The organism is Paraburkholderia tuberum STM678, assembly GCF_902833905.1.
Lineage (GTDB): Bacteria > Pseudomonadota > Gammaproteobacteria > Burkholderiales > Burkholderiaceae > Paraburkholderia > Paraburkholderia tuberum.
Genome location: NZ_CADFGP010000078.1, coordinates 1 through 20969, shown reverse-complemented (window position 1 = coordinate 20969; position 20969 = coordinate 1). Strand labels below are relative to the sequence as shown.

Sequence of the window (20969 nt, the reverse complement as noted above, 5' to 3'; positions counted from 1 at the left end):
TTTTCATTCTTCCTTGACGCCTGCTGCCCGACGGATAATCCAGCCAACCGTGAGCCCCTGACCCAGGATCGACGAAACGACCACACAGTACGTCAACGCGAGGACGATGTCGCGCCCCGGTCCAGGCTGAATCGATAGTGCCAGTGCAACGGAAATGCCACCACGCAGCCCGCCCCATGTAAGCACACTCCACGCTCCTTTCGGTAGCCGGGACGCCCGCCCAAGCAGCATGACAGGCAGTCCCACCGACACCAGCCGCGCGAGCAGTGCGACAAGTGCCGCACCGGCGCCAGCGAGTAGTATCCTGCCGGGGAACTCGACGAGCAGAACCTCCATGCCGATCAATACAAAAAGAACGGCATTCAGAATCTCATCGATCAACTCCCAGAACATGTCCACGTATCGCCGGGTCGTCTCGGACATCGCGTCGGCGCGGCCGCGGTTGCCGATCATCACGCCCGCAACCACCATGGCGAGTGGCCCGGAGACATGCAGATGATTAGCGAGCGCGTAGCCGCCGATCACCGATGCGAGCGTCATCAGGACTTCGACCTGGTAATGGTCGACGCTTTTGAGCAGCCGATATGTCAGATAGCCTACGACGCCGCCGAATAGCAGGCCGCCGCCGGCTTCCAGGATAAATGCAGCCAACCCCGTCTGGACGGATGGAGTGACGCCCGTGCTGGCCATCGTGAGCAGCAGAGAGAAAAGCACGACCCCGACGCCGTCGTTGAAGAGCGACTCTCCAGTAATGACCACCTTCAGGCCTTCGGGCGCGCCTGCGGACTTCAGGATGCCCATCACCGCGACGGGGTCCGTCGGCGAAATCAGGGCGCCGAACAGCAGGCAGAAGGGCAGCGCGAGTTCGACTCCGCAAAGGGGGAGCAGTTTCCACATCGCGAATCCGATCAGCAGCGTGGAGGTCGCCGTACTGAGCACAGCCAGACTGATGATCTGGGTCCGGAAAGCCTTCAGCTTGCGTAAATCCACATGCATCGCGCCGGCGAACAGCAAAAGCGACAGCATGCCTTGCAGAAGCACCTCACTGAAATTGATCGAGTTGACGAGATGCTCTTCTGCAACGCGCAAACCGTGCGCGACGCCAAGCTTGTCCAGTCCAACGATCGCAAGGGAGAGTCCGAGCGCCGTTACCATGACGCCGATCGTCGTCGGAAGCCTCAGAAAGCGGTGATTCACATACGCCAGTAGCGCGGTGACGACCAGACAGATGGCAATGATGTCGAGCATGCGGCGTGGTGGGGGATGAAGGTTCTGGGCTGGATTGAGCGGACCAGCGGCGGTGGATCATGTGATCGGATTCGCACGGGAAATCTATGTTGAATTTTCTGCATCCGGACTCCAGCCGTGCCTTGGGACACGGGAGTATGCGCGGTTGCCAAACAGGTCATCCGGCAGACGCGTGGGGCAGCCAGGCGTCTGAAATCCTGTCCCAAGCATTAACCCGAACACGCTCAGGAACGGCCCGGGCGGTATTCGGAAGCGTTTATTGTGCCTCTCGAGTAGCCAATTCCGCATGCGGTGCGAACGATGACCTCTTTGCACCGTCCTCCGCCTGTTGCTTGTTCACGACGTGGAGCGTGCGCGTCGGGAAAGCGAATTCAATACCCCGTCTACCAAATTGCGTCATCAACTCGAGATTGATTCTCTGCTGTATGTCCATGTACAGGTTGTAGGCGGGATCGGTGACGTAATACACGACTTCGAAATCGAGCGAGCTGTCGCCGAACCCCTTGAAATGCGCACGATCAAAGCGGGTCTTTCCGGCGGATTCGACTGCCTTCTGTACCATGGCAGGAACGGCGCGCAATTGCTCCGGACTCGCATCGTATGTCACCCTGAAATTGAACAGAATGCGCCGCTCGGCCATTCGCTTGTAGTTGTGAATCGTGTTTTTCAGCAGTTCGGTATTGCTGCAAACGATCTGTTCTCCACTCAGACTCCGGATGCGCGTGGTCTTGAGTCCGATGTGCTCGATGCTCCCGGCAATCTCACCGAAGACGATGAAGTCGCCAATCTCGAATGGCTTGTCGAGTCCGATGGCCAGCGATGCGAAAAGATCACTCAGAATGCTTTGTACCGCGAGTGCGACGGCAACGCCACCCACACCCAGGCTCGCGACAAACGCGGTGATGTTCACGCCCATGTTGGCGAGCACCGCCAGCATAAGAACGGACCACAGCAGCGCGCGCAACGTCCACGACAGCATGGTCGTGATGACCGGATTGTGGGCGAGCCTCTCTGTCGCTTCCAGCCGCCTCTCGGTCCATAGCGTCACGCCACGGTTTATCCACAGGGCCAGCTGAAAACCGATGATGAGAAACCAGAGATGGCCAAGACGGGCGTCCCACCTGTCCGGCAATGTCAGAAACTTCGTGCCGACCAGCGCTGCTGCCGCGAGTAGCGTAAGCCGGTGCGTGCCTTCAATGACCTGAACCAGCATATCGTCGAGACGGGTTGACGTTCGCTGGGACAGCATCGAAAGGCGCGTGATGGCGAACTTCAGCAGATAGATCAACGCCAGGTAGCTGACGATGGTCGCGATCGCCGCATAGACCCACTCGCTGGCAGGGATACCCAGAAACGCGTTCAGGTCGAGCCACTTTTTCATCGATTTTCCTCCCCAATTGAATCCGCGTGACGGAACTCATAGACGTGAGCGGTGTAAGCGCTCGTACCGGTCAGTCAGGCCTCCAGGAAGATAGTTCCCCAATCAGCTCGAGTCGGTGGCATGGATGCGCATTCCCCGTTGACTCGATCTGGCGCGGCCCGGGCGCTCGTCCGGCTCACCTCTTTAGAAATCCAGTGTCGTGCATTTCCTGAGAAACCCGATGCATTCAGGCTGGTTTGGCCAGCACGACGAAGCCGTTGTACTCGTCAAGCTGCTCTCGCCGCTCAGCCATGTCGGTCTCCATCGTCAAGTATGCGGAACCGCCGTGCGCGGCTCAGTCCCAGTTTTCGTCGCACCATTTGATAGCCCACGCTTTCGCGCAAGATATGGCATCGGCCTCGTCGGCGAACGAATCGATATCACCTGAATCATGCGTTTCGACGCGGTCTTCCGCGTTGCCCGGTCCGCGACTGATTCTGGCTCTCGCAACGTAACGACCATCGTTAGCGCGGTGCGCCCGGCAATCGATGTGAAATGTTCCATATTCGTACTGCATCGCGGCACCTCAACATTCGTTTGTTACATCAGTTGTCACGCAATCAGTCTGAGAGTTATCGTCAGAAGTGGTGTATGGGGATGAGGCGGGGATTTGAGAAGGCGGTGGCGGTTAGCTGAGAATGTTGCTTGTCGAGAGTAACGAACCAGCGAACCGGAATCCACCACCATGAAGAAGCTTACGGAAGAAACGAACGACGGTAAAGGAGCAGCAGGCGTCGGCAGCCTTGATGAGCTGATCCAGCAAGGCGCGCGGCAGATCATCCAGCAAGCGATCGAGGCAGAATTGGCGACATTGCTCGAACAGTACGGGAACGTGAAGACGCTCGACGGCCGGCGCGCCGTGGTGCGCAACGGCTATCTGCCGGCGCGTGAGGTCGTCACGGCGATCGGTCCGGTTCCGGTCAAGGTACCGAAGGTACGCGACCGCTCAGGTTCGGGAGTGAAGTTCAATTCGAACATTGTGCCGCCATACATCCGCAAGTCACCACGTGTGTCGGCGGCGTTGCCGTGGCTCTATCTGCGCGGCGTATCGAGCGGCAACATGAGTGAGGCGCTCAGCGTGCTCCTGGGTGAACAGGCTAAAGGGCTTTCACCGAACGTGGTCAGCCGCCTGAAGGCGCAATGGGCCGAGGAGCACCTGCTATGGAACCGGCGTGACCTGTCAGGCGCGCGCTGGTTTTACTGGTGGGCCGACGGCATTCATACCGGACCGCGCACTGACGATTCTGACGGCCAGTGGCTGCTGGTCATCATCGGCGTGAAGCCGGATGGAACGAAGGAGCGCGTGGCGATCGCCGACGGCTATCGCGAATCGAAGGACGCATGGCGCGACGTGTTGCTTGTTCTGTGCCGGATCGGGAGACTCTGACGGCGACGGTTCGCATCCTGAAAGCGGCCCGCGAAAAGAACCGGCCCGAGTAGGTGTGAAAAGTGGGGAGATTCTGCATCGGCAAGAATTTCCCCTATTTTTCTGGACTCCAAGCCTTAGCCCACCTTATATCGGAACCACTTCCGATCGCCTTGATTGGCGAGGTGGGGCGTCACGGCATCAAATGCTCGGCCCGAACGGTGAACCCTGCATGAAGCAAGTCGAAATCGACCGCAAACCGGTACGCATCCTTCTTCGCGCCCAACTCGGGTATCACGCCATGCCAGAAGAGTGTCGCCGGCCGATCGACAAGTTCTGGGAGCCAGCACGGCGCCTCGTCTTGCTTCACTGCCAGACGCAGAGGCACCGTTGCCTCTCCGGCCGAGAACTTCTTTCTGCTTTTCACTAGAATCCACTGCTTCCATCTCTCTACAGTCGCGGCGCCGAAAATGATCTGTCGGTAGGGATCAAGCGAGTTTACGTCGTCAGAAGCCCCACCAAGGAATCTAAAGGCACTCTTGTAGGTCAGTTCCTGATTGCCAATTGTCAGTGCTCGTTGGTCTCGTTCTTTTGGCGCAATCCGGATCCAGGCGTCAACAACTTCTTCCAGCGTGCCCGGGTATAGCGCTGGAATATGTCGCACCGCCCGGGACAGCTGCAAGAGTTCTTCTTTTGTTGGGGCGCGGGACTTTTGCTTTAGCGCAGGCTGTGGCCCCAGCAGGTTGGGTATTGGCTTCTCCCTGACTTGCACAGGTTTGCGCTTCGGTGCACCGGGAATTATGGAGGACTCTGACGAAGGCGCCTCATCCGGACATCCGCTGACGTGTCTGGGGCGAGCGGCGAAATATGTATTTTTCCACGTTCGGGTGTGAACGTTCGTTAGGCAGATCTCGTGCGGACAGTAGAAAACCCAGTCCTCGGTAGCCCTTACTGCACGTGCGTACTCTACCGTGATCATCTTTTCGAGTTCCCAACACAACGCTTCGGTCATCAACTCGTCACGCATACTTCCCCCGAATTTCTCACAAAGTCAAAAAAAACATTCGCCGCTTCACTACAACTATATAGGGAGTGAGGTTGAGTGACCGAAAGCGGCCGCACTGAGATCGACGACCTCACATCGTCTGTCGAACCAAGTCCCACCCATGAACAGCCCTCACCCTTCGAAATCGTATTTCAGACGTGTGCGGAGCCTCTTCGACCGCTCAAGGTTCGCGCACAGCGGACACCAGTGCCCCCTCAGTACGACCACGGCCTTCGTGGTCCAGATGTGCCCCAGCCGGCACTGCCACTTCAGCGGGTGCTTCGCGGACGTGTACTGCTCCGACAGGCAGCGCCCGCCGTGCCTGCCTGCAATCTCCCGCATCCTCCCGATGCCCAGCCGGCGTCGTTCGCGAAAGCACCTCATGCACCAGTGCTGCTTCGCGTTTTGTGCCGTCGACTCCCATTCGTGTCCCTTTGCACAAAGCCAGCGCAACGGCTGACGCTGGTTTTCGTAGGTCTGGGACAGACACTCGCCCACCCCGCGCCTCGGCTGCTTGGTGGACCTCGGCCAGCGAATGGCTCCGCTGCTGCACGGCGCAGGCCGGACACCACGAGCCTTTCCTGATGTTGCTCGCAATCGCAAACCAGCGGTGCCCCTGGGCGCACTCCCACTCCAGCGGAGTGTTATTGTTGACGTACTGCGTCGACAGACAACGCCCGCCGCGCGCGGTGGCAATCGACTGCATCTCTTCGATCGTCAACCGTCGGGTCATCCCGTTACTCCGGCTGGCGCAGGTTGCACATCACCAGCGTGTTGAGCATCAGTCATATCTGCTGAAGATCGAGCGCGTAGTCCCCGAGCTGCGTGTCGCCCGGCACGGCCTCGCCACGCGCCGCCCCCGCCCGCTGCGATGCACCCAGCAGCAGCGAGTTGGTCGCAATCGCGACGTACCCCGCCGCCGTATTCGTGCTATCCGCGAGCATCAGCGCACGCAGCACCGGCGACGTGGCCGTGGGGATGACGCCAATCTGCTGCGTCGCCCGGTCCAGGTACTGCCCCGACAGCCAGACGTGATAGAGCGGGCTGCCGATCCCCGCCTTCGCATCGGGCATGGCGCTGGCGCTTGCCCGTTCGAAAGCCGCCGCCTGGCCCACCGGCACGCGCGGCAGTTTCGAGCGCAGCACCAGCAGGTCTTTCGCGATGTCGGTCGCGCCGCTCGTCCGCAACTGCTGGCACATGGGTGCCGCGTCGCTGGCGACCGCAGTCTGCGCAACCAGCAGGAACGGCAGCGCTGCCGCTGCCAGACAGGAAAATCGCCTCTTCATGTTCATTTGTGATCCAGATCGATTTCCAGCGTGCGATCGGCTGCCACCAGCCTCACCGGATCGGTCTTCTTCCATTGCGATTTCGGCACCAGCACAGACCACTCGGCATCGGCGCGTATCAGGGAAGAACGCCGCCACGCCGACGTAGTTCGCCGCGTCATCCAGCCTCCTCATCATGTACCGCCGTCACCCGCCATTTTGCCGATCGACATTTCTGTCCCGATTGCAGTACGGATGCCATGAACCGTAAAGGTCTGTTCACTATCCGCTCCGGCATCTCCGGGCTCGCGCATCCATATTTCCGCAGTCAGGCCGTCTTTACCGTAATCGCCAAACCAGTCGACCATGCGGCCGAGATAGCATTTGTTTCCAACCTTGATCGGCATGTCCCCGACGATCTCGTACGAGTAATGTCCCGGACCGTAGCTGTAGTATTCCTCGCGGTCATCGCCCTTGACCGTTGACGGAATCGGACAGAGTGGCGTGCGGGAACCGGCATCGCGCGCTGCCTCGTCACCCACGGAATGCAGGGCGTTTGTGAGCGCTGTATGCAACCTGCTCTCGAGCGTTACTGTCTTGTGCCCATCATCCTTTTTCTGCACGACCGGTACCGACAACTGGTAGCGATACCGCACCGTCAATACTGGCACCTCACCGACGACGGTAAGCGGCCTGATGAGATAAACATCATCCACGCCATATTCGCTGTCGCGATAGGCTGCGTAGACGCGACCGCGCAGGCGAATCCAGTCGCCGGACTGATTCGCACCCCGACCATTTAGCGTATAGAGACAGGATTGCCCGGTGCCATCATCGCCATCGCCGTCGAGGCTGTCATCGCCGTCACGCTGGTAATTACCTTCAAACCTGCCGCCCTTACGACTTAATGTATTGATACAACTGAAAAGTCCAGTGCCCCCTGAATACGTGTCGATCACGAGATCGCGCGGGCCGTCGCCGTCAAGGTTGATCAGCAGATACGATGCCGTTCCGTTTTCGCCGCCACCGTCGATACCCGAGGCCTGCAGGGCCTTCCATTCGTCTGGCGTCACACCCTTGGGGCGGACCGTGGGGAATTTCGCCCGGTCAAGGCCATCGCCCCCCACGTTGTCGAAACTGGTCACCCCAGTTTTGATGCGCAATTGCTCAATCACCTTGTCGAGGGGAAACGTGGGTTCGCGCTGACGCTCCGCCTCGACGAGTGCGCGTAAATCTCCCAGGGCTGCCATATCCTGGGCATCCGGCCGGTACGCGACCGCATCGACGAGCCGTGCCTGGAGGTCAGCGATGCGGGACTGATAGCGCTGATCGATACAATCGGCATTGGCGCCACATTGGTCGCGGGCCTTTAACCAAGCCAGTTGTGCCGCGCGCAACGCCACGCGCTGCTGTGGCAAAGCTCCCAGCAGCCTGCCATACACGTGCGACAGCCTGCCATCCGCTTGCCGCAGACCTTCTAACGTACATACAGTCTGCTCTGCGGAGCTCGTCGCACGCGCACAGTCGAGCCCGGCTGCGATGGCACTTATACTGGAACTGGCAAGCACCAGCGACATGACTGTAGAAATGAGTAGCCTGCGCTTCCCGTTCCCAACAGAATGCCTGTTCTTCCCACGGCCACCTCGGGCGAACGACGCAATGGCGTCGTTCATTGTGTAGGCCTCACTGGCTGCCCGGGTACAACTCTTCATTGCGTGATCTCCATCCGGTTGGCAATGACAACGAGCCTCACCGGATCAGTCTTCTTCCACTGTGATTTCGGCACGAGCACCGACCATTCGCTATTGGCCGTATCGTGGAAGAACGCCGCCACGCCCACGTAGTTCGCTGCGTCGCCGATCGGCTCCGAAATCTTCAGCGTCTGCCCCGCGCCCAGCGTCACGTCCCGGCTCCAGAGCGTCGCGGCCTTCAGCGCCTCGTTACCCGCGAGCAGTTGCGCGTAGGTCGCGGTTACGAAAGGCCTGTCGTCCTTCAACTGGTAAATGCGCAGCACGACCGGAAGCGACGCGCCGCGCGCGTCCTCGTTCAGTGCACCGCGTGCCGTCACCACCAGGTTCATCTGTTTGACCTTCGTCTCGAACACTGCACGCGTGACATCCACGGTGCCGTCCTTTACCGACTGCCAGGTGCCGCACCCGCTGACCGCCAGCGCGAAGACCACACCGGTCACGCATCGTCTGATCCAGGTCTTCATCAGAAAGGCGCTCCTTCGAAATCGGTGCGCGGGTAGACCGTCTCCTGGCCGTCGATGGTCAGCACAAGCTGCATGGAACATTGCAGGCTCGCATAGCGCCCCAGGAAATGGCTCAGCACGTCGCCAAACAGCACGGCGTCGCCCGGCCCGTCGAATCCGTTCGCGTCAAGGTCAACGTGGATGCGCGCCACCCGCAGCAGGAGACCTCGCTGAAGCACCCGGCCCCGGGAGAAGTGCACGGTCCGGATCGCATCGATGCGCCGCGGTATCGCATCGTCCGGCGTCCAGTCGTAGAGTTCGAGCACCTCTCGCAGGACCTCCGCGCTTTCGGTCAGCATGCGATTGAATTCGTTCGCTCCGTTCGCGGTGAAGTGGCCCAGCACGCGCCAGTCGTAACCCGGAAAATAGCGCGGCGGATACTGCGGCAGGCTCGGTGAAGTGAGGTTGCGTACCGAGGCGATGCCGGTAAAACCCGACACCGTCTCGGTGATGGTCGCCTCAGTGAGTGCCAGTCGAGGCAACCGTCCATTGTTCGCAAGCGCACGCACCGTCAGATGGCGGTCGGGCTGCGGACGGTCTTCATCGTGATGCGCATCGCGGTGCGTCCCGGCCCAGAGCTGCCCCGCCAGCGTCACCCATAGTTCGCGCCCCAGCACGCCATAGCGCGTCGCAGTATGGAAATACCGTTCGGGCTTCTCGTAGCGCAGCATCCAGCCACGATGCCGGAAGGTCGTGAACGCCCGGTAGCTGTGCTGTGCGCCGCCTTCCGGGTCGGTTGCGGTCACCGCGATCACGTCGAAGGGCTCGACGTGATCCGCGTTGGCGGTCGCCGCCCGCACGCGGTGCCCGGTGTCGTACCAGTCGGCGGGCTGCAGGGGTAGCGCATCGACCTCGAACAGGTTGATGACGGGCGTGCAGAACAACCGGAAGCTCTCCCGCGTTACCGGCTGGTCGCCGGGCATGCGCCCTTCCAGTTCGATCTCGAAGGTCAATTGCGCCTCGCCCGCTGGCACCACCTTGCTGTCGAAACCGCACAGGTCAACGAAGTGGAATTTCTGTGGGAATACGAAGTACTCCAGCAACGTCTGCTCGCGGTCGACCTCCTCATTCCGCTTGGCGTCCATGATCGGCCACAGCCGCGTCGACGGGCCGAACCCCGCCGGCTCGAAGCGCAGCCCGCCCAGCGTCTGCAGCTCGCCATTGCGCACCGAAGGCACGCGCAGGCCAACCGCCGCGACCTGGCGCGTGAGTGCTGCGTACAGCGCGGCGGCGGCGGCCCGATCGCCATGCAGGTACAGGCGGATGCGCGACAGGTCCGTGTGCTCGCGCTGATCCCCGAACCAGAGGCCGAACGTCAGGCGGATGACCGTGCGCCCGTCGGCACGCATCGTCACCGCCGCGTCCTCGACCGAGAGCGGCAGCAGGTCGACCGCCTGCGTCGTGCGGAACGGGCACTGCACCCCGGCGGGACCGATAGGCGCCGAGCGCACCACGGCCCCGGCGGGGATCTGCGCCGTTTTCAGGTCCCGGCGGTTCAGAGGCATGCATTCGATGACCGACAGAGACGGGATCGCCCGCGCCATGTGTTCATAGACGTTGTCGAGCATCCCTTCGGTCAGCTCCGGCATCGCATCGTCGAGCGTGTGGCGTAGCCGCGCCACAAGCATCGCGAAGCCTTCGTTAACCGCGCGGACCTGGTCCCCTTCCTGACCGTACTGCATGCCCAGGCGCCGTGCGGCGTCGGGGTGGTCGCGTACGAACTCGCGACCGGCTTCGCGCAGATAGCGCATCTCCGCGTCGTAATACCTGAGGAACGGATTGCCTTCGGCCTGCATCTGCTTCCACGGTGCGGTCATGGTTGTAACTCCGGGGGCAACGGCGGCAGCATCGGCGCAGCTCCCGCCTTGCCGACAACAAAAATCCTTTCGGGCATCTGGAAACCGCGCAGCTTCAGCAGTTCGAGCGGACCTGCTCCAACCTGGGTTCGCAGCAGGTAACGCAACGGCTCGCCATTCGCGTCGTTCCATGTGAGCTGGTAGCGGGTACTGTCGAGCTGCTTCACCTCGGCTTTCGCCAGCAGCCGGAGAAACGCCCAGTCGCCCGCCGAATCGAACGCCTGCCTCAGGCCCGCGTTGAGTGTCTGCCACGTCAGGCCCGCATGCCCATTCAGGCCGTCACCGGGCCAGGCAAGCGGCGTCCAGCTTTCCTGCTGGTTGAAATAGACGATCTGCTTGCCGTCGACCGACAGTTCCGAGCGCGTGACGTCCGGCGTCGGCAAGGCCATCATCTCGAAGCGCTCGTTGGCATCGCCCTTTATGTAGAGTTGCGCGCCGACCGTCGAGAGCTGGCGCAGGCCTGCAAGGAACTTCGGATCGAACTGGAGTGCCTGTGGTGCCAGTTCGTTCGGTGTCCAGTGATCGCCTTCGAGCTTGAGTACGCCCGCGAGTTGCGTCGAGATGAAACGGGCGACCAGGCCGGTGTCGGGACGCACGAAGCGCCCGAGTTCGGCGAAAGACGCATCAGCCTGCGTGTCGAAAAACGGATAGCGTCCGCTCATCGTGGCATTGAACGGTGCGGCGACGCTCGCGCGCCACGCCTCGTTCAGGCTGGCCGCCGCCGGTTGCAGGATCGTCTGCCACGCGGCTTCGAGCGGCTGCGCAAACACCGCGTTGCCAAAGCCTGCCCATGCGGAGCCGAGACTTGCGGCTGTCAGCGCCGCGTCATCGCGCGCCTGCGACAGCTCCGAGAGCTTGCCCTGGAAGACCGCCTGCGCGAGCGAGCGCGCCATCGCCTGCGCATCGGGACTCCCCGCGATCTGCTGAAGCTTCAGTCGCATCGTCGTGACCGCAGTGAGATAGCGGGACAGGCTTACGCCGCTGAGCGCGACATTCGCCGACGTGTTGCCCTTGACGTTACCCGAGGCCGGGGGAGTGCCAGTCTCGCCCATCAATGCGAGTACCGGGCCAAATGATTTGTCCAGCGGACTGACGGCCGGTGCGTTCGCGTCGTCGCTGCCAATCAGGCTTTGCGCCTTGCGCACCAGCGTGTCGGTCAACGCCTGCGAGGGTCGTCCCGCCTGCGCCTGATACTGCACCGACTTCATCAGCGCGATCAGCGGCGAGGTCTGCGCGTCGGCGAGACGGGCGAGTTGATCGATCGCGCCGTTCAGGTTCGATGCCGGTTGCCACTGGAGACTGTTGAGCATGGTCTGCCAGGCGGCGGTGTACTCCGCGAAGTAGCGCGCTGTCAGTCGCTGCTTCAGTTCTTCGGCCGCCCGCTTCTCGTCAATTGCGGCGCTGGTGCGGATCGCACCCTGTGCGAGGGTGTTACCGATGGTCTGCGATGGTTGCGCGCCGGTCAGCACCCAGTCGCCGCTGACGCGTCGCTCGCGCGCCGCCCTGTCGATCGCGTCCGCAATCATGCCGTCCCATGCGGCCCGCGTGTAGATGCCTGGCACCGTCTGGGACGTATTGAAAAGCCCCTGCGCGTCCGCACCGTTGAGCAACGTCTGGAGTGATGCGTCCGCGTACTTGCCTTTGACCTCGTCGAGGATGCTCCGGTACACCGTGTCGTCGGCCGATGCGAGGCCCATCTGCGTCACCAGCATGTTGCGGGTCGTGCTCACGAGGCTCTGGTCGGGTGTGATGCGCCATTCGGGGTGGGCCTTCAGGTCGTCGGCGTAAAACGCAGCGAGTCGGCGGCCCGTGTCGTCGCGCTCGCCCTCGGGCATGTCCACCGGGCGTCGCCACAACGCGACAAGCGAGCGGCGCAGAAATGCGGCGTCGGCACGGGCCGGGTCTCCAAGCATCAGGTAGGTTTTGAGCGCGTTGTAGGTGCTGCCACGCGTATCCTGCGACTGCAGCGCGTCGGCGCGGGCCTCGCCTGCGGCCTTTAGCAGGTCCGTGATCGTTCGCACCACGGGCTCCTGCAGGTTATGCGTCGCGGCGATCCGGTACGGCTGCCAGAGCGCCGCAAGGATGTCGTCGTTGCGCGAAAGACCCGCGCGCAGGTACCACGGCGCGCCGTGCTGCTGGCGGTATTCGAGCCGTTCCATCAGTTGCTGGAGCGCGAGCTGGGCGCGCCAGGAGTCGGCGGTTTGCGGCTTTGTCTCAACAGCGGTTTGCGCTGTCTGATTTGCTTCGCGTGCTAGCTGCTGGTTGCCGACGAAGGAGACCGTCATCCACACGCACCAGACAATCGCCGCGGCTATGACGAGCATCGCGAGCGCGTTACGCCAGTAGAAGCCGACGCGCCGCCCCCGGTAGTTAGACGATCCGCCCGCGATCTCGCGCCATACCGGCAGCAACGCGGCGGGCTGTGCGCGCATGTCCGTTACTGCTGGCGGCGCGTCGACAGGCTCGCCGGGCGTCCCGTCGCCGTTGGTAACCGGTACCGGTACGACGGTCGGCCCCGGAAAGACCGGCGCGAACATGACGCCCGCGAGCGACGCGCGCAGCCAGTGCGACGCAGCCAGCCCCCGCAGGCCCTCGACAATGCGCTCACCATGGTCGCCGACATACTTCGAGATTTCCATCAGCCAGGTCACCCGGAGGTTATTCCGGGTGCAAAGGTGTACGCCCGCGTCCGCAGACCGCTGCTCGACCTCGTGCAGCAGATCCGGCAACCTGGCGGCGGCTTCCTGTGCCTGCCTGCGCGAATCGTTCGGCATGAAGGTGCCGACCGCGTCGAAGCGCTCCGACGGGCTACCGTGCGCCTCGACCGGATGCAGGAACGTAATGGGCGCGGCCCATCTGAGCGCGGTAGCAAGCGTGGAGAGCGTGCGGGGCAGGCTCGTATCCGCTTCGTCGACGCACGCAACGTGTACCAGGCCGTCGACCGGATAACGGTGGCGCAACCGCCGGATCTGCCCGAGCCACTTCTCCGCTTCAATGCCCTCCGGTGCCGAATGAACGAGGACAGTCTCGCCGACGTGCATGACGCCCGCCTGTTTGAGGCCGGGCGCAACCTGCTCGACCCGCTCGTCCGTACCATTCACCATCAACCAGCGCAGGCGGCTGCGCCAGAACCTGCCGTGCGCGACGCGTAGCTCCTCGGCCATCCGTTGCAGCCGCGCATCGCGTTTCGCGGCGGCCGCTGCGTCCGTTGTCTTGCCGGACTCCTTCCCGTTGTCCCGCCGGAACACGACGCCCGCAACGTAGTGCGCGCCTACCCGCGTTGCAAAAACATGGAGTAGTACGACCAGGAGCAGAAGGCCGAGAATCCAGAGGCTGAACGTCTTTTTGGCATCGAGGGTAGTCGCATTGACGATTTCGCCAAAGACCCATACGACGACAAGCGCAACGGCGGCCATCAATACGGCAAATGCGGGAATCGCCCAGGTCAGTAGCGAGCGGGCCGGAGGCGACGGCGGAACGACACTCTCGGGGGTTACGACAGGTTCGGTACTCATGAGGTTTGCGGATGGGCTTGCAGGATAGTCGCCTGGGAGGCGGTCGGTGTACGGCTCAGGATGAGTTGGGGGGCGTCTGCCCCATGTTCGGCTACCGCAGCAACGGCAATCCAGCTAGCCGCCCGGCCTGCGTGGCCGAGGATGGTGTCGGGCATGCGCCGCGCCTCGAACTTCGTCAATGGTTCCAGCCCGGCTCGTCGGGATGCCTGGGTGACACGCGTCTGTTCCTGTGCATCGAAACCGGTCAGCCACGCGTGCTTCAGCAATGACGGCGTAACGCGCCCCCATAGCAGCGAGAGCGCGAGACCCTCGGCCAATTCCTGCGGCGGCACGGCGACCGGTCGGTGAAGCGTCGCGCGGGGCGTTACCGCTTCGGGCAACGCTACCGCCTGGCGCAGGAACAGCAGGGCGACACCACCCTCCGCGCTATCCTCGGGCGGCTTGTCATGCAACTGGACCGCAACGACCAGCAGCGGACGCTTTTCTTCCGCATCGAGCCATGCGTCGACCGGCATCAGTCCGTCGTCGGCGGCGACCGCCTTGCAGTCCGGCAGATAGAGGTTCATTGCGCCGATGACCGTCTGTAGCTGTTTCAGCGCATCGCCCGGGCCTGCCGGGTCGGCGACAACCAGTCGCACGGCGGGCGTCAACCCGGCCCGTAGCAGAGGCCGGATAGTGCGTACAAGGGGAGCCAGCAGTTGCGCATAGAGTCTGCCCGTGCGATCAACCGGGACCTGTTGCAGTACCTGGGCGAGTAGCGGATCAGCCAGGTCCGTATCGGTATTGTCAGGCAGCCGCGTATGTCTTGCGGTAGCGGTGCCATCCCTGAGCGGCTGCGCCTTGAGTACCGGTGTTCCTTCCGTAATCGTCGACGAGAGCGCTCCGTCCGCGACGGCGAGCCGGTAGCTATAGTCCAGCACGCGTACGGCCTCCTGCCCGCGTTCGATGAGGCGACGACGGCGTTGTTCGCGATGATCGTTGTAAAACATCGCGTGCAGGTAGGCACCCTCGTACCCCGCGCGGGTCAGTATGGCGATTATCAGAAACAGGACATTGGGAAGGCCCGCGACCGGTAGCCAGAATATCGCGCCCCGCGCCGGCTGGTTATGCGGCCAGAGCAGGAGGATTGCGCCGTCGACAACGATAACGCAAGCGACCCATACGAGGATCCATACGCGTATCCCTGGTCCGCGCGGAGGATAGGATTTTGGCGGTCCGAGCTGTTTCAGGTCAACCGGCATCGATGTGCGACTCCTCTGTGCCGGTCGTACGCGACGCCGTGAGCGAGGAGTATCCGCGCGCCTGGCGCGGGCAATATTCAACAATCTGCATAGGCGCGATTACGTGCAGGATACCGACGTCGTCTGTGAAGGAATCAATACCGGCGGCGGATCGCACCGGCACAGGCAGAGATCATCGGCGAGCGCGGGGCGTTTGCCGGCGGGACCTCTCTCGTTCGCCCGCTCGCCAGTGCAGCCAATTCGCCCGTAGGTGCGGCACTTCGGGCACCAGACCTGGTCGTCCTCATAGGCGGCAATCCGGCCATCGAGCATGTCCTTGCGCGCGGGCGTTTCGACCTGACCGCCGACGTTCGTCTCGTCGCCGTTGCGGATATACGGCCTTCTACTCATAGCGCTCTAACTCTCTCAGAATTGACGCTTTTTGAGCGTATAGGCATACAGCGCGTATTGGGTATTGGTCTGCGAATCGAACCAGCCACCCTGCATCATCCCGTCGTCAATGTCTTTCCACGATTTACCGGAATCCTGGCTATAGAACGTAATGTTGTGCGGTGCCCCCGCTCGGCTTGAGTCTTCCGCATTAACCAGGAGTACGCCACGTTTGCCGACGCTCAGACCGCCAACGCTGTAACGCTTGTCGAATGTGTGCAACTGCTCGACGGTCGGATTCTTGTAGCTCGGCCATGTCGATATCGAGCCCGTCCTGTCGCCCTTATCGTTGGGGTCGTCGTAATTCCTCGAAGGCCCGAGGCGCGACAGTGCGTAGACCGAATAGGTACGGCCAGGCAGTTCATCAACCGAAACAAGCTGCCTGACTACCTGATCTGGCAATACGACGTCCTGCTCGAAGTGTGCGTCGTCCCAACGCAGGCGGTACACAACGCTGGAAAGGCGTATATCGCCGAGCATCCCGACGTAATAGGCGACACGTAGTACGCCATCGGGGCCGAGGTTGACGGCGTCGAATGTCTTGCGCGGATCGCGGTAGTCGGTTGCCATCGGCGGCAGGGCAATCTCCTGCCACGTGTGACCACCGTCAGCGGTGCGCCACACATGCGGACCCCAACCGATCGCGTAGCCGCGTAGCGAATCAAGGAAGAGCAGTCGATTGATATTTTGTTCCTCCGGCCACTTCAATTGCGTCCAAGTCTTGCCTCCATCAGCGGAACGCCATAGTTTCGCGATGTGCGGCGCAAGGCCCTTCTCCGAATCGGCCGCCTTGTAGTCCATCCAGTCGGTAGCAATGTAGTGCGTAGTCCAGTCCTTCGAACTCCACCATGCGTTGTTCTGCGCCTGCTGCTGGAAGGAGCGTGTTAGACCACCGTCCAAGGTCCCACGGAAAAAATTGACCGTTGACCGGTTGAGCCTTTCGCTTGAGTCATTCATCCACGGCTCGGTTGGCTCAGCAAGTTCCGGATTCTTTCGCTCACTCCTTGGCTTGAATGTGATTTCTGGTCCGAGAGATTCAAGGGCCATCACCTCATTGCCTCGAAGGCGGAATGGTTCGTCGAAATTAGAGTTGTTGTTCTTTGTGACGGTTTCCCAGCCAGGTGTTGTCATTGCCTGATATCCATAGGTTGCAGCAGCCACAAGTACCAGGCCGCCGAGAAGCAAACTCCCGCGCTTGTGGTTGCGCATATTATTTCGCCATCAGACGGCCGAGCGCCTTGCCAATGGGATCGTCCATGTCAGAATCGTTAATCATCTGCGGCAGGACCACCTTGCCGCTGTCGACAGCCTGCTCCCATGTACGGCCATCTCCCCATTCCTGGATGTTTGGCTGCATGGTGAGCTTCGCGAGATCCCATGAGGGCAGAGACGCGAGCCCGCCGTCGAGATAGGCCAGCGGGTGCGTCTTGAACGCGAACGTCTGGAAAGTGTCCTCGACTAGTTCTAACTCGAATTGCTTGACCTCCATCGTAAAGCTGCCATTGCCGGGCTTCCGGCTGCGCATCTGGATCACGTTTCCTCGCATATTCTGGCTGAGTCCGTCTTCCATATTGCTTTGCAGATACCATCGCGCGTTGTCCAACCAATCCTTTCCCGCATCGCTCAATCTCGGTTTCAACTTAGCGCCATAGGTTGAACAGTAGTAGTAGCCATAACTGACGTAGTACGACGGTGGCTTATGTCCGCAGCCGATATGGCGCATCATGAAGTTGCTGTGGCGAGACCAGTCCGAGTCGGTGCAGTTCGGTGGGATTAGCTGCTCGCGACGATGAAGGAGACGGTGAACAAGCTCCTTGTCCGTCCACGGGTCCCACGACGTCGCGAAAGCCTTTACCGTTTGCCACGCGCTGGCGGTACTGACTTTCTCGACGGTCTCCGTATAGGCGCACCCGAGCGGCCGATAGTAATACTCGCAAGTACCGGTGATCGAATCGGCTGCCGGGGTTACGTGCAAATCGCATCTCGTTTTGTCGGCCTTGGCCCTCTGGGTATAGCCTGCCGGCGACATAAAGGAGCGAAAAACGCCTGTAACGTTGGTATTGTCGTTTTCAGCCATGGCTCAATGATCCAGAAGTTTGAGAACTGCGTCCAGTGGAACGTGGCTTTGCGCGAGCGACGTCTCGCCTTTTTCGTTGGTGACGCCCTCGGCGATCAGCTTGCCCTCGGAGAACAACTGATATTTCGCGTTGCTCGCGGGAATCTGCGTACCGCTCCAGTTCACAACAAACGCCTGATTGAATGCACCGCCCGAGTTAAGCAACGCGGGTATCGCCGCCGAGACACTTTGCGGCCCGAGCTTCGCGTAGGATGCCGAATGGATTGTCCGGTCGCCCTGAGTACCGTCCTCGATGCCAGACGGCGTGATGCGGAGATAGGACCCGCCACAGACGAACAGAATTTCCTCCTTCGCCGTCACCGTAACTCGTCCGTTGACGCTCGAAATACTCATTCCGTCGTGCGATACCAGGCTTATTTCGCCTTGCTGCGCCTGTACGTCAACCTTTCCGTTTGCCGCCAGCGCCTTGATACCGTTTTGCAACGCGAACAGCGAGACGCTCCGGCCCGACGCCACCGTAAAACTATGACCGGTGCTGAAGTCCGTATTCCCGCCGGAGGTCGCAGCAATATGCTCACCGCCGCCGAGCTGGATAGATTCCGGCGTTACCAGGCCAATTCCCTTGGGAGCCGACAGCAGAATAACCGCCTGCTTCAGATCGCGGAACGCGCTTTCGAGTTGCTGCTGTTGCGCCTTGAGTTCGGACAGTTCCGCCGTCGCTTGCTGCGCCTGCTCGCGAAGGGAGGCCACTTCAGCCTGGGAGGCTTCGAGCTGCCGTATGGCCGCTTCCATCTCAAGGTGCGGCGTATCGGCTCCTGCCTCCGCATCCGCCGAGAGGAACAGTCCCTTCGCCGCACGCATCGTGCCCCAGCCCTGGGTCGTCATTTCGGACCCTTCACCCCGCAGCAGCTTCTTGCTGTTGAGCAGATAGCCCTGGTTGAAGGCCGTCTGGCTGTAGACCGTCGCTATGCGGGCGCTCTCCTTTCCTTGCAGATCGTTGAACACCACCTCCGCACCGAGCAGCGGGGAACGCCAGATGGCATAGCTAAACAGCGACTGGTCTCCGCGCACCACGTCCGGGTGGGCGTAGTCGTGCATGGCCCCCGCTATGTAGATGCGGTCCACGTCGCGATTTTCGGCGTCGAGCAGGACCTCGGTCCCCGGCAGCAGGGGCGAGTGGAAGCCGCCCTGGTAGGACGATGACGGACGCAGCAGGCGCAGCTTCAGCAGCTTGTTGTCGGTGTTGCCCGAGCCCTGCAGGAACTTCGGCAGCACGCTATAACGCCCGTGGTCGTCCATGTCGCCGTAGGGGGCGGAGTCGCTCGTCGTGACCACGCCCACAGCGGGACCAGGCAGAAAACGCCAGTCCCGCTCAAAGTCAAACCTGGGCCGGTAGGTCAGGTTCGCCGGCATCGCCTTGAAGCGCGTATAGGCCGGCTTGGTGCGGCTGCCCTTCATCTTGAACGAAGTGATCACGAAGCCGTATTCGGCGCTCGGCATCTTCGCATTGGTGAGCTTCATTACCACGCCCGCCGCGATGCCCTTGGCGTCGGTCCTGCCCGCCAGCGTCGCCTGACGCGCGATCTGCTCCTCGCGCCGGGTCTGTGCGAACGTTTCGGCCTGCGCTGGCGTCAGATGGCCTTCGACGCTGCGACTGATCTGCCCGAACGATGAGCGGTCATCCGTCTCGATGGAGACATTCGCCGTGGCGCGAAGGGGATCGTCCGGCGTGCAGTAGTTGCGCTCCCACAGTTCGATGGTGGCCGGCACCAGCGCGCGCTGCTCATGCACGGCCTGGGCCGCTTCGTGCCAGCTCGCGTGCAGGCCCGAGGCATCCAGCAGCGGCACGTCGACCGAGCGGATATAGGCGCGCGGATTGTTGGCGAACACGATGGTGTCGAGCTTGCCGTCCTTGCCGCGTCCCTGCTTGTAGAACCAGAAAACGCCGAGGCGGCGGCAATGGCGGGCGATGAAATTCCAGAGCGACTCCTCCAGCATCACCACCTGTTCCATCTTCTCCTGCAGCCCTTCGATCTGGAATTCGACATCGAAGGCATCGAAATTCTTGCGGTCGACCAGCGCCTGGGTGATCAGCTCCTGCAAAGTCACATCTTTAAATGTGTCGCTTTTGATAATGCGTTTGCAGAGGGCCACAAAGCGCGGCTCGATGCGCATCTGGTAAGCCGACTCGTCGCGACTCGTGCGGATGCGCTTCCAGCTCGTCACCACGCCGTTGAAGGTGGCGGCGTCGTGACTGACGGGCTGCACGTAGCTCACCGAGGGCACCGCCGCCTGCTCGTCGATCTGCAGGCCCGCGCGACGGCCCACGTACTGCTTGCCGTCGATCTCCAGCCGTGGCGACGTAACCGTGACGTCGACGCGGTAGTCCTTGCAGAAGCCACCGCTGGCCTTGAAATCGAGCACGTCGAGGTCATGGGGCTGGGAGCCGATCCAGATCCTGAGGTGCTGGGTCAGGCGCGCGCTCGGATGGCTGAGCGCGGCGGTAAAGTTTTTCGTGACAGCATTCATCCACACATCCCTGTATGGTTAAAGAAACGNTCAGCAACCTTCAACCGAAAAAATCTAGGGCGGTACCCGCTGCCCGTCAATCACTCCACTCACCCTGTGCGAAATTGCCAACGATTTTGTGAATGATCGTTAAATCGGAATCCTTTGCTTTTTCGAGATGGAAATGCGTGATAAACGGGTGCAGCAACACCTAATGGCGAACGACGCATGCGAGTCGATCGCGCTCGGGAAACGGTCAGCCCTGCTGCTCGTGATAGCGCAGTGTGGTAGAGAGAAGCGTGGCGTCGCCGCGAGCGCGCGCCTCCAGAAGTTCGGCGATGCGCTCAATCATGACCAGCATCTCCTCGCGCGTTTCGTTCGGGTCGGGTCGGGAGGCACATGATTTATCTGATGGACGCGCGTGACAACATATGCAGACACAATATGCAAAACGAATAAACGTCTGCTTCTCGCCGTGCAATTGAAAAAGGCGGCATCAAGCCGCCTTCATTGGATTGCTGACAGAGCCAGTTAGTGCTTCGTCGTGGTCGTGCCAGGAGTCGCAAGTCTGTCCTGAACGCTTTGCGCCGCATCGGCCAGCAGGTCCGCCGCATCGCGGGGAGTAAGACGACGGTCCGGAATACCCTTGGCGTCGAGCGCCAGAACCGTGAACAGTTCATGATCGCAATTGTTCATGCGCCTGTAGTCCTCGCCGATATGGATCATGACCTCAAGCAGATTCCGC

General features: G+C 61.5%; 15 protein-coding genes and 1 pseudogene. 1 reads left to right on the top strand and 15 read right to left on the bottom strand.

Going from position 1 to position 20969, the window contains the following annotated elements; translation table 11 throughout:
• Positions 1-3: 3 nt before the first annotated feature.
• Positions 4-1248, bottom strand: coding sequence for a cation:proton antiporter (locus HWY30_RS36540; RefSeq protein ID WP_090804028.1), 1245 nt, complete (start codon positions 1246-1248; stop codon positions 4-6).
• Positions 1249-1504: 256 nt separating this feature from the next.
• The gene (locus HWY30_RS36535; protein WP_090804029.1) at positions 1505-2629 is read right to left on the bottom strand and encodes a mechanosensitive ion channel family protein; all 1125 of its coding nucleotides are present in this window, start codon (positions 2627-2629) and stop codon (positions 1505-1507) included.
• A 724-nt stretch (positions 2630-3353) separates the two neighbouring features.
• Here HWY30_RS36535 and HWY30_RS36530 point away from each other — a divergent pair.
• Positions 3354-4025, top strand: a pseudogene (locus HWY30_RS36530) (transposase); the annotation flags it as partial.
• A 202-nt stretch (positions 4026-4227) separates the two neighbouring features.
• On the opposite strand, the gene HWY30_RS36525 reads toward HWY30_RS36530, so the two are convergent.
• From HWY30_RS36525 to HWY30_RS36465, 13 genes are all read right to left on the bottom strand, one after another.
• Positions 4228-5046: a hypothetical protein gene (locus HWY30_RS36525; protein ID WP_143037149.1), complete on the bottom strand. Its 819-nt coding sequence runs from the start codon at positions 5044-5046 to the stop codon at positions 4228-4230.
• A gap of 818 nt (positions 5047-5864) precedes the next feature.
• The gene (locus HWY30_RS36520; protein WP_090804034.1) at positions 5865-6371 is read right to left on the bottom strand and encodes a hypothetical protein; all 507 of its coding nucleotides are present in this window, start codon (positions 6369-6371) and stop codon (positions 5865-5867) included.
• The gene (locus HWY30_RS36515; protein ID WP_244145149.1) at positions 6368-6526 is read right to left on the bottom strand and encodes a hypothetical protein; all 159 of its coding nucleotides are present in this window, start codon (positions 6524-6526) and stop codon (positions 6368-6370) included. The genes HWY30_RS36520 and HWY30_RS36515 overlap by 4 nt, the downstream gene beginning before the upstream one ends.
• Positions 6527-6538: 12 nt before the next feature.
• Positions 6539-8017: a lysozyme inhibitor LprI family protein gene (locus tag HWY30_RS36510; protein ID WP_244145148.1), complete on the bottom strand. Its 1479-nt coding sequence runs from the start codon at positions 8015-8017 to the stop codon at positions 6539-6541.
• 35 nt (positions 8018-8052) lie between these two features.
• Positions 8053-8559, bottom strand: a complete 507-nt coding sequence (tssJ, locus tag HWY30_RS36505; RefSeq protein ID WP_090804035.1) for a type VI secretion system lipoprotein TssJ — start codon at positions 8557-8559, stop codon at positions 8053-8055.
• Positions 8559-10415 (bottom strand): type VI secretion system baseplate subunit TssF, encoded by a 1857-nt coding sequence (tssF, locus tag HWY30_RS36500; RefSeq protein WP_090804037.1) that lies wholly within the window; start codon positions 10413-10415, stop codon positions 8559-8561. Before tssF ends, tssJ begins: the two co-directional genes overlap by 1 nt.
• Positions 10412-13969: an ImcF-related family protein gene (locus HWY30_RS36495; protein WP_090804038.1), complete on the bottom strand. Its 3558-nt coding sequence runs from the start codon at positions 13967-13969 to the stop codon at positions 10412-10414. Before HWY30_RS36495 ends, tssF begins: the two co-directional genes overlap by 4 nt.
• Entirely contained in the window at positions 13966-15210 is a 1245-nt protein-coding gene (locus HWY30_RS36490) for a hypothetical protein (RefSeq protein WP_090804040.1), read from the bottom strand. The genes HWY30_RS36495 and HWY30_RS36490 overlap by 4 nt, the downstream gene beginning before the upstream one ends.
• 99 nt (positions 15211-15309) lie before the next feature.
• Positions 15310-15600, bottom strand: coding sequence for a PAAR domain-containing protein (locus HWY30_RS36485; protein ID WP_090804041.1), 291 nt, complete (start codon positions 15598-15600; stop codon positions 15310-15312).
• Positions 15601-15615: 15 nt separating this feature from the next.
• On the bottom strand, positions 15616-16848 hold the full coding sequence (locus HWY30_RS36480) for a WD40/YVTN/BNR-like repeat-containing protein (RefSeq protein ID WP_244145147.1): 1233 nt from the start codon (positions 16846-16848) through the stop codon (positions 15616-15618).
• Position 16849: 1 nt separating this feature from the next.
• Entirely contained in the window at positions 16850-17716 is an 867-nt protein-coding gene (locus HWY30_RS36475; RefSeq protein ID WP_090804043.1) for a hypothetical protein, read from the bottom strand.
• A 3-nt stretch (positions 17717-17719) separates the two neighbouring features.
• Positions 17720-20245 carry a type VI secretion system tip protein VgrG gene (gene vgrG, locus HWY30_RS36470; protein ID WP_090804044.1) on the bottom strand — a complete coding sequence of 842 codons (2526 nt, stop codon included), beginning with the start codon at positions 20243-20245 and terminating at the stop codon, positions 17720-17722.
• 510 nt (positions 20246-20755) lie between these two features.
• Positions 20756-20969: hypothetical protein (locus tag HWY30_RS36465; RefSeq protein ID WP_208524360.1), on the bottom strand; the 214-nt coding region annotated here is incomplete at its 5' end.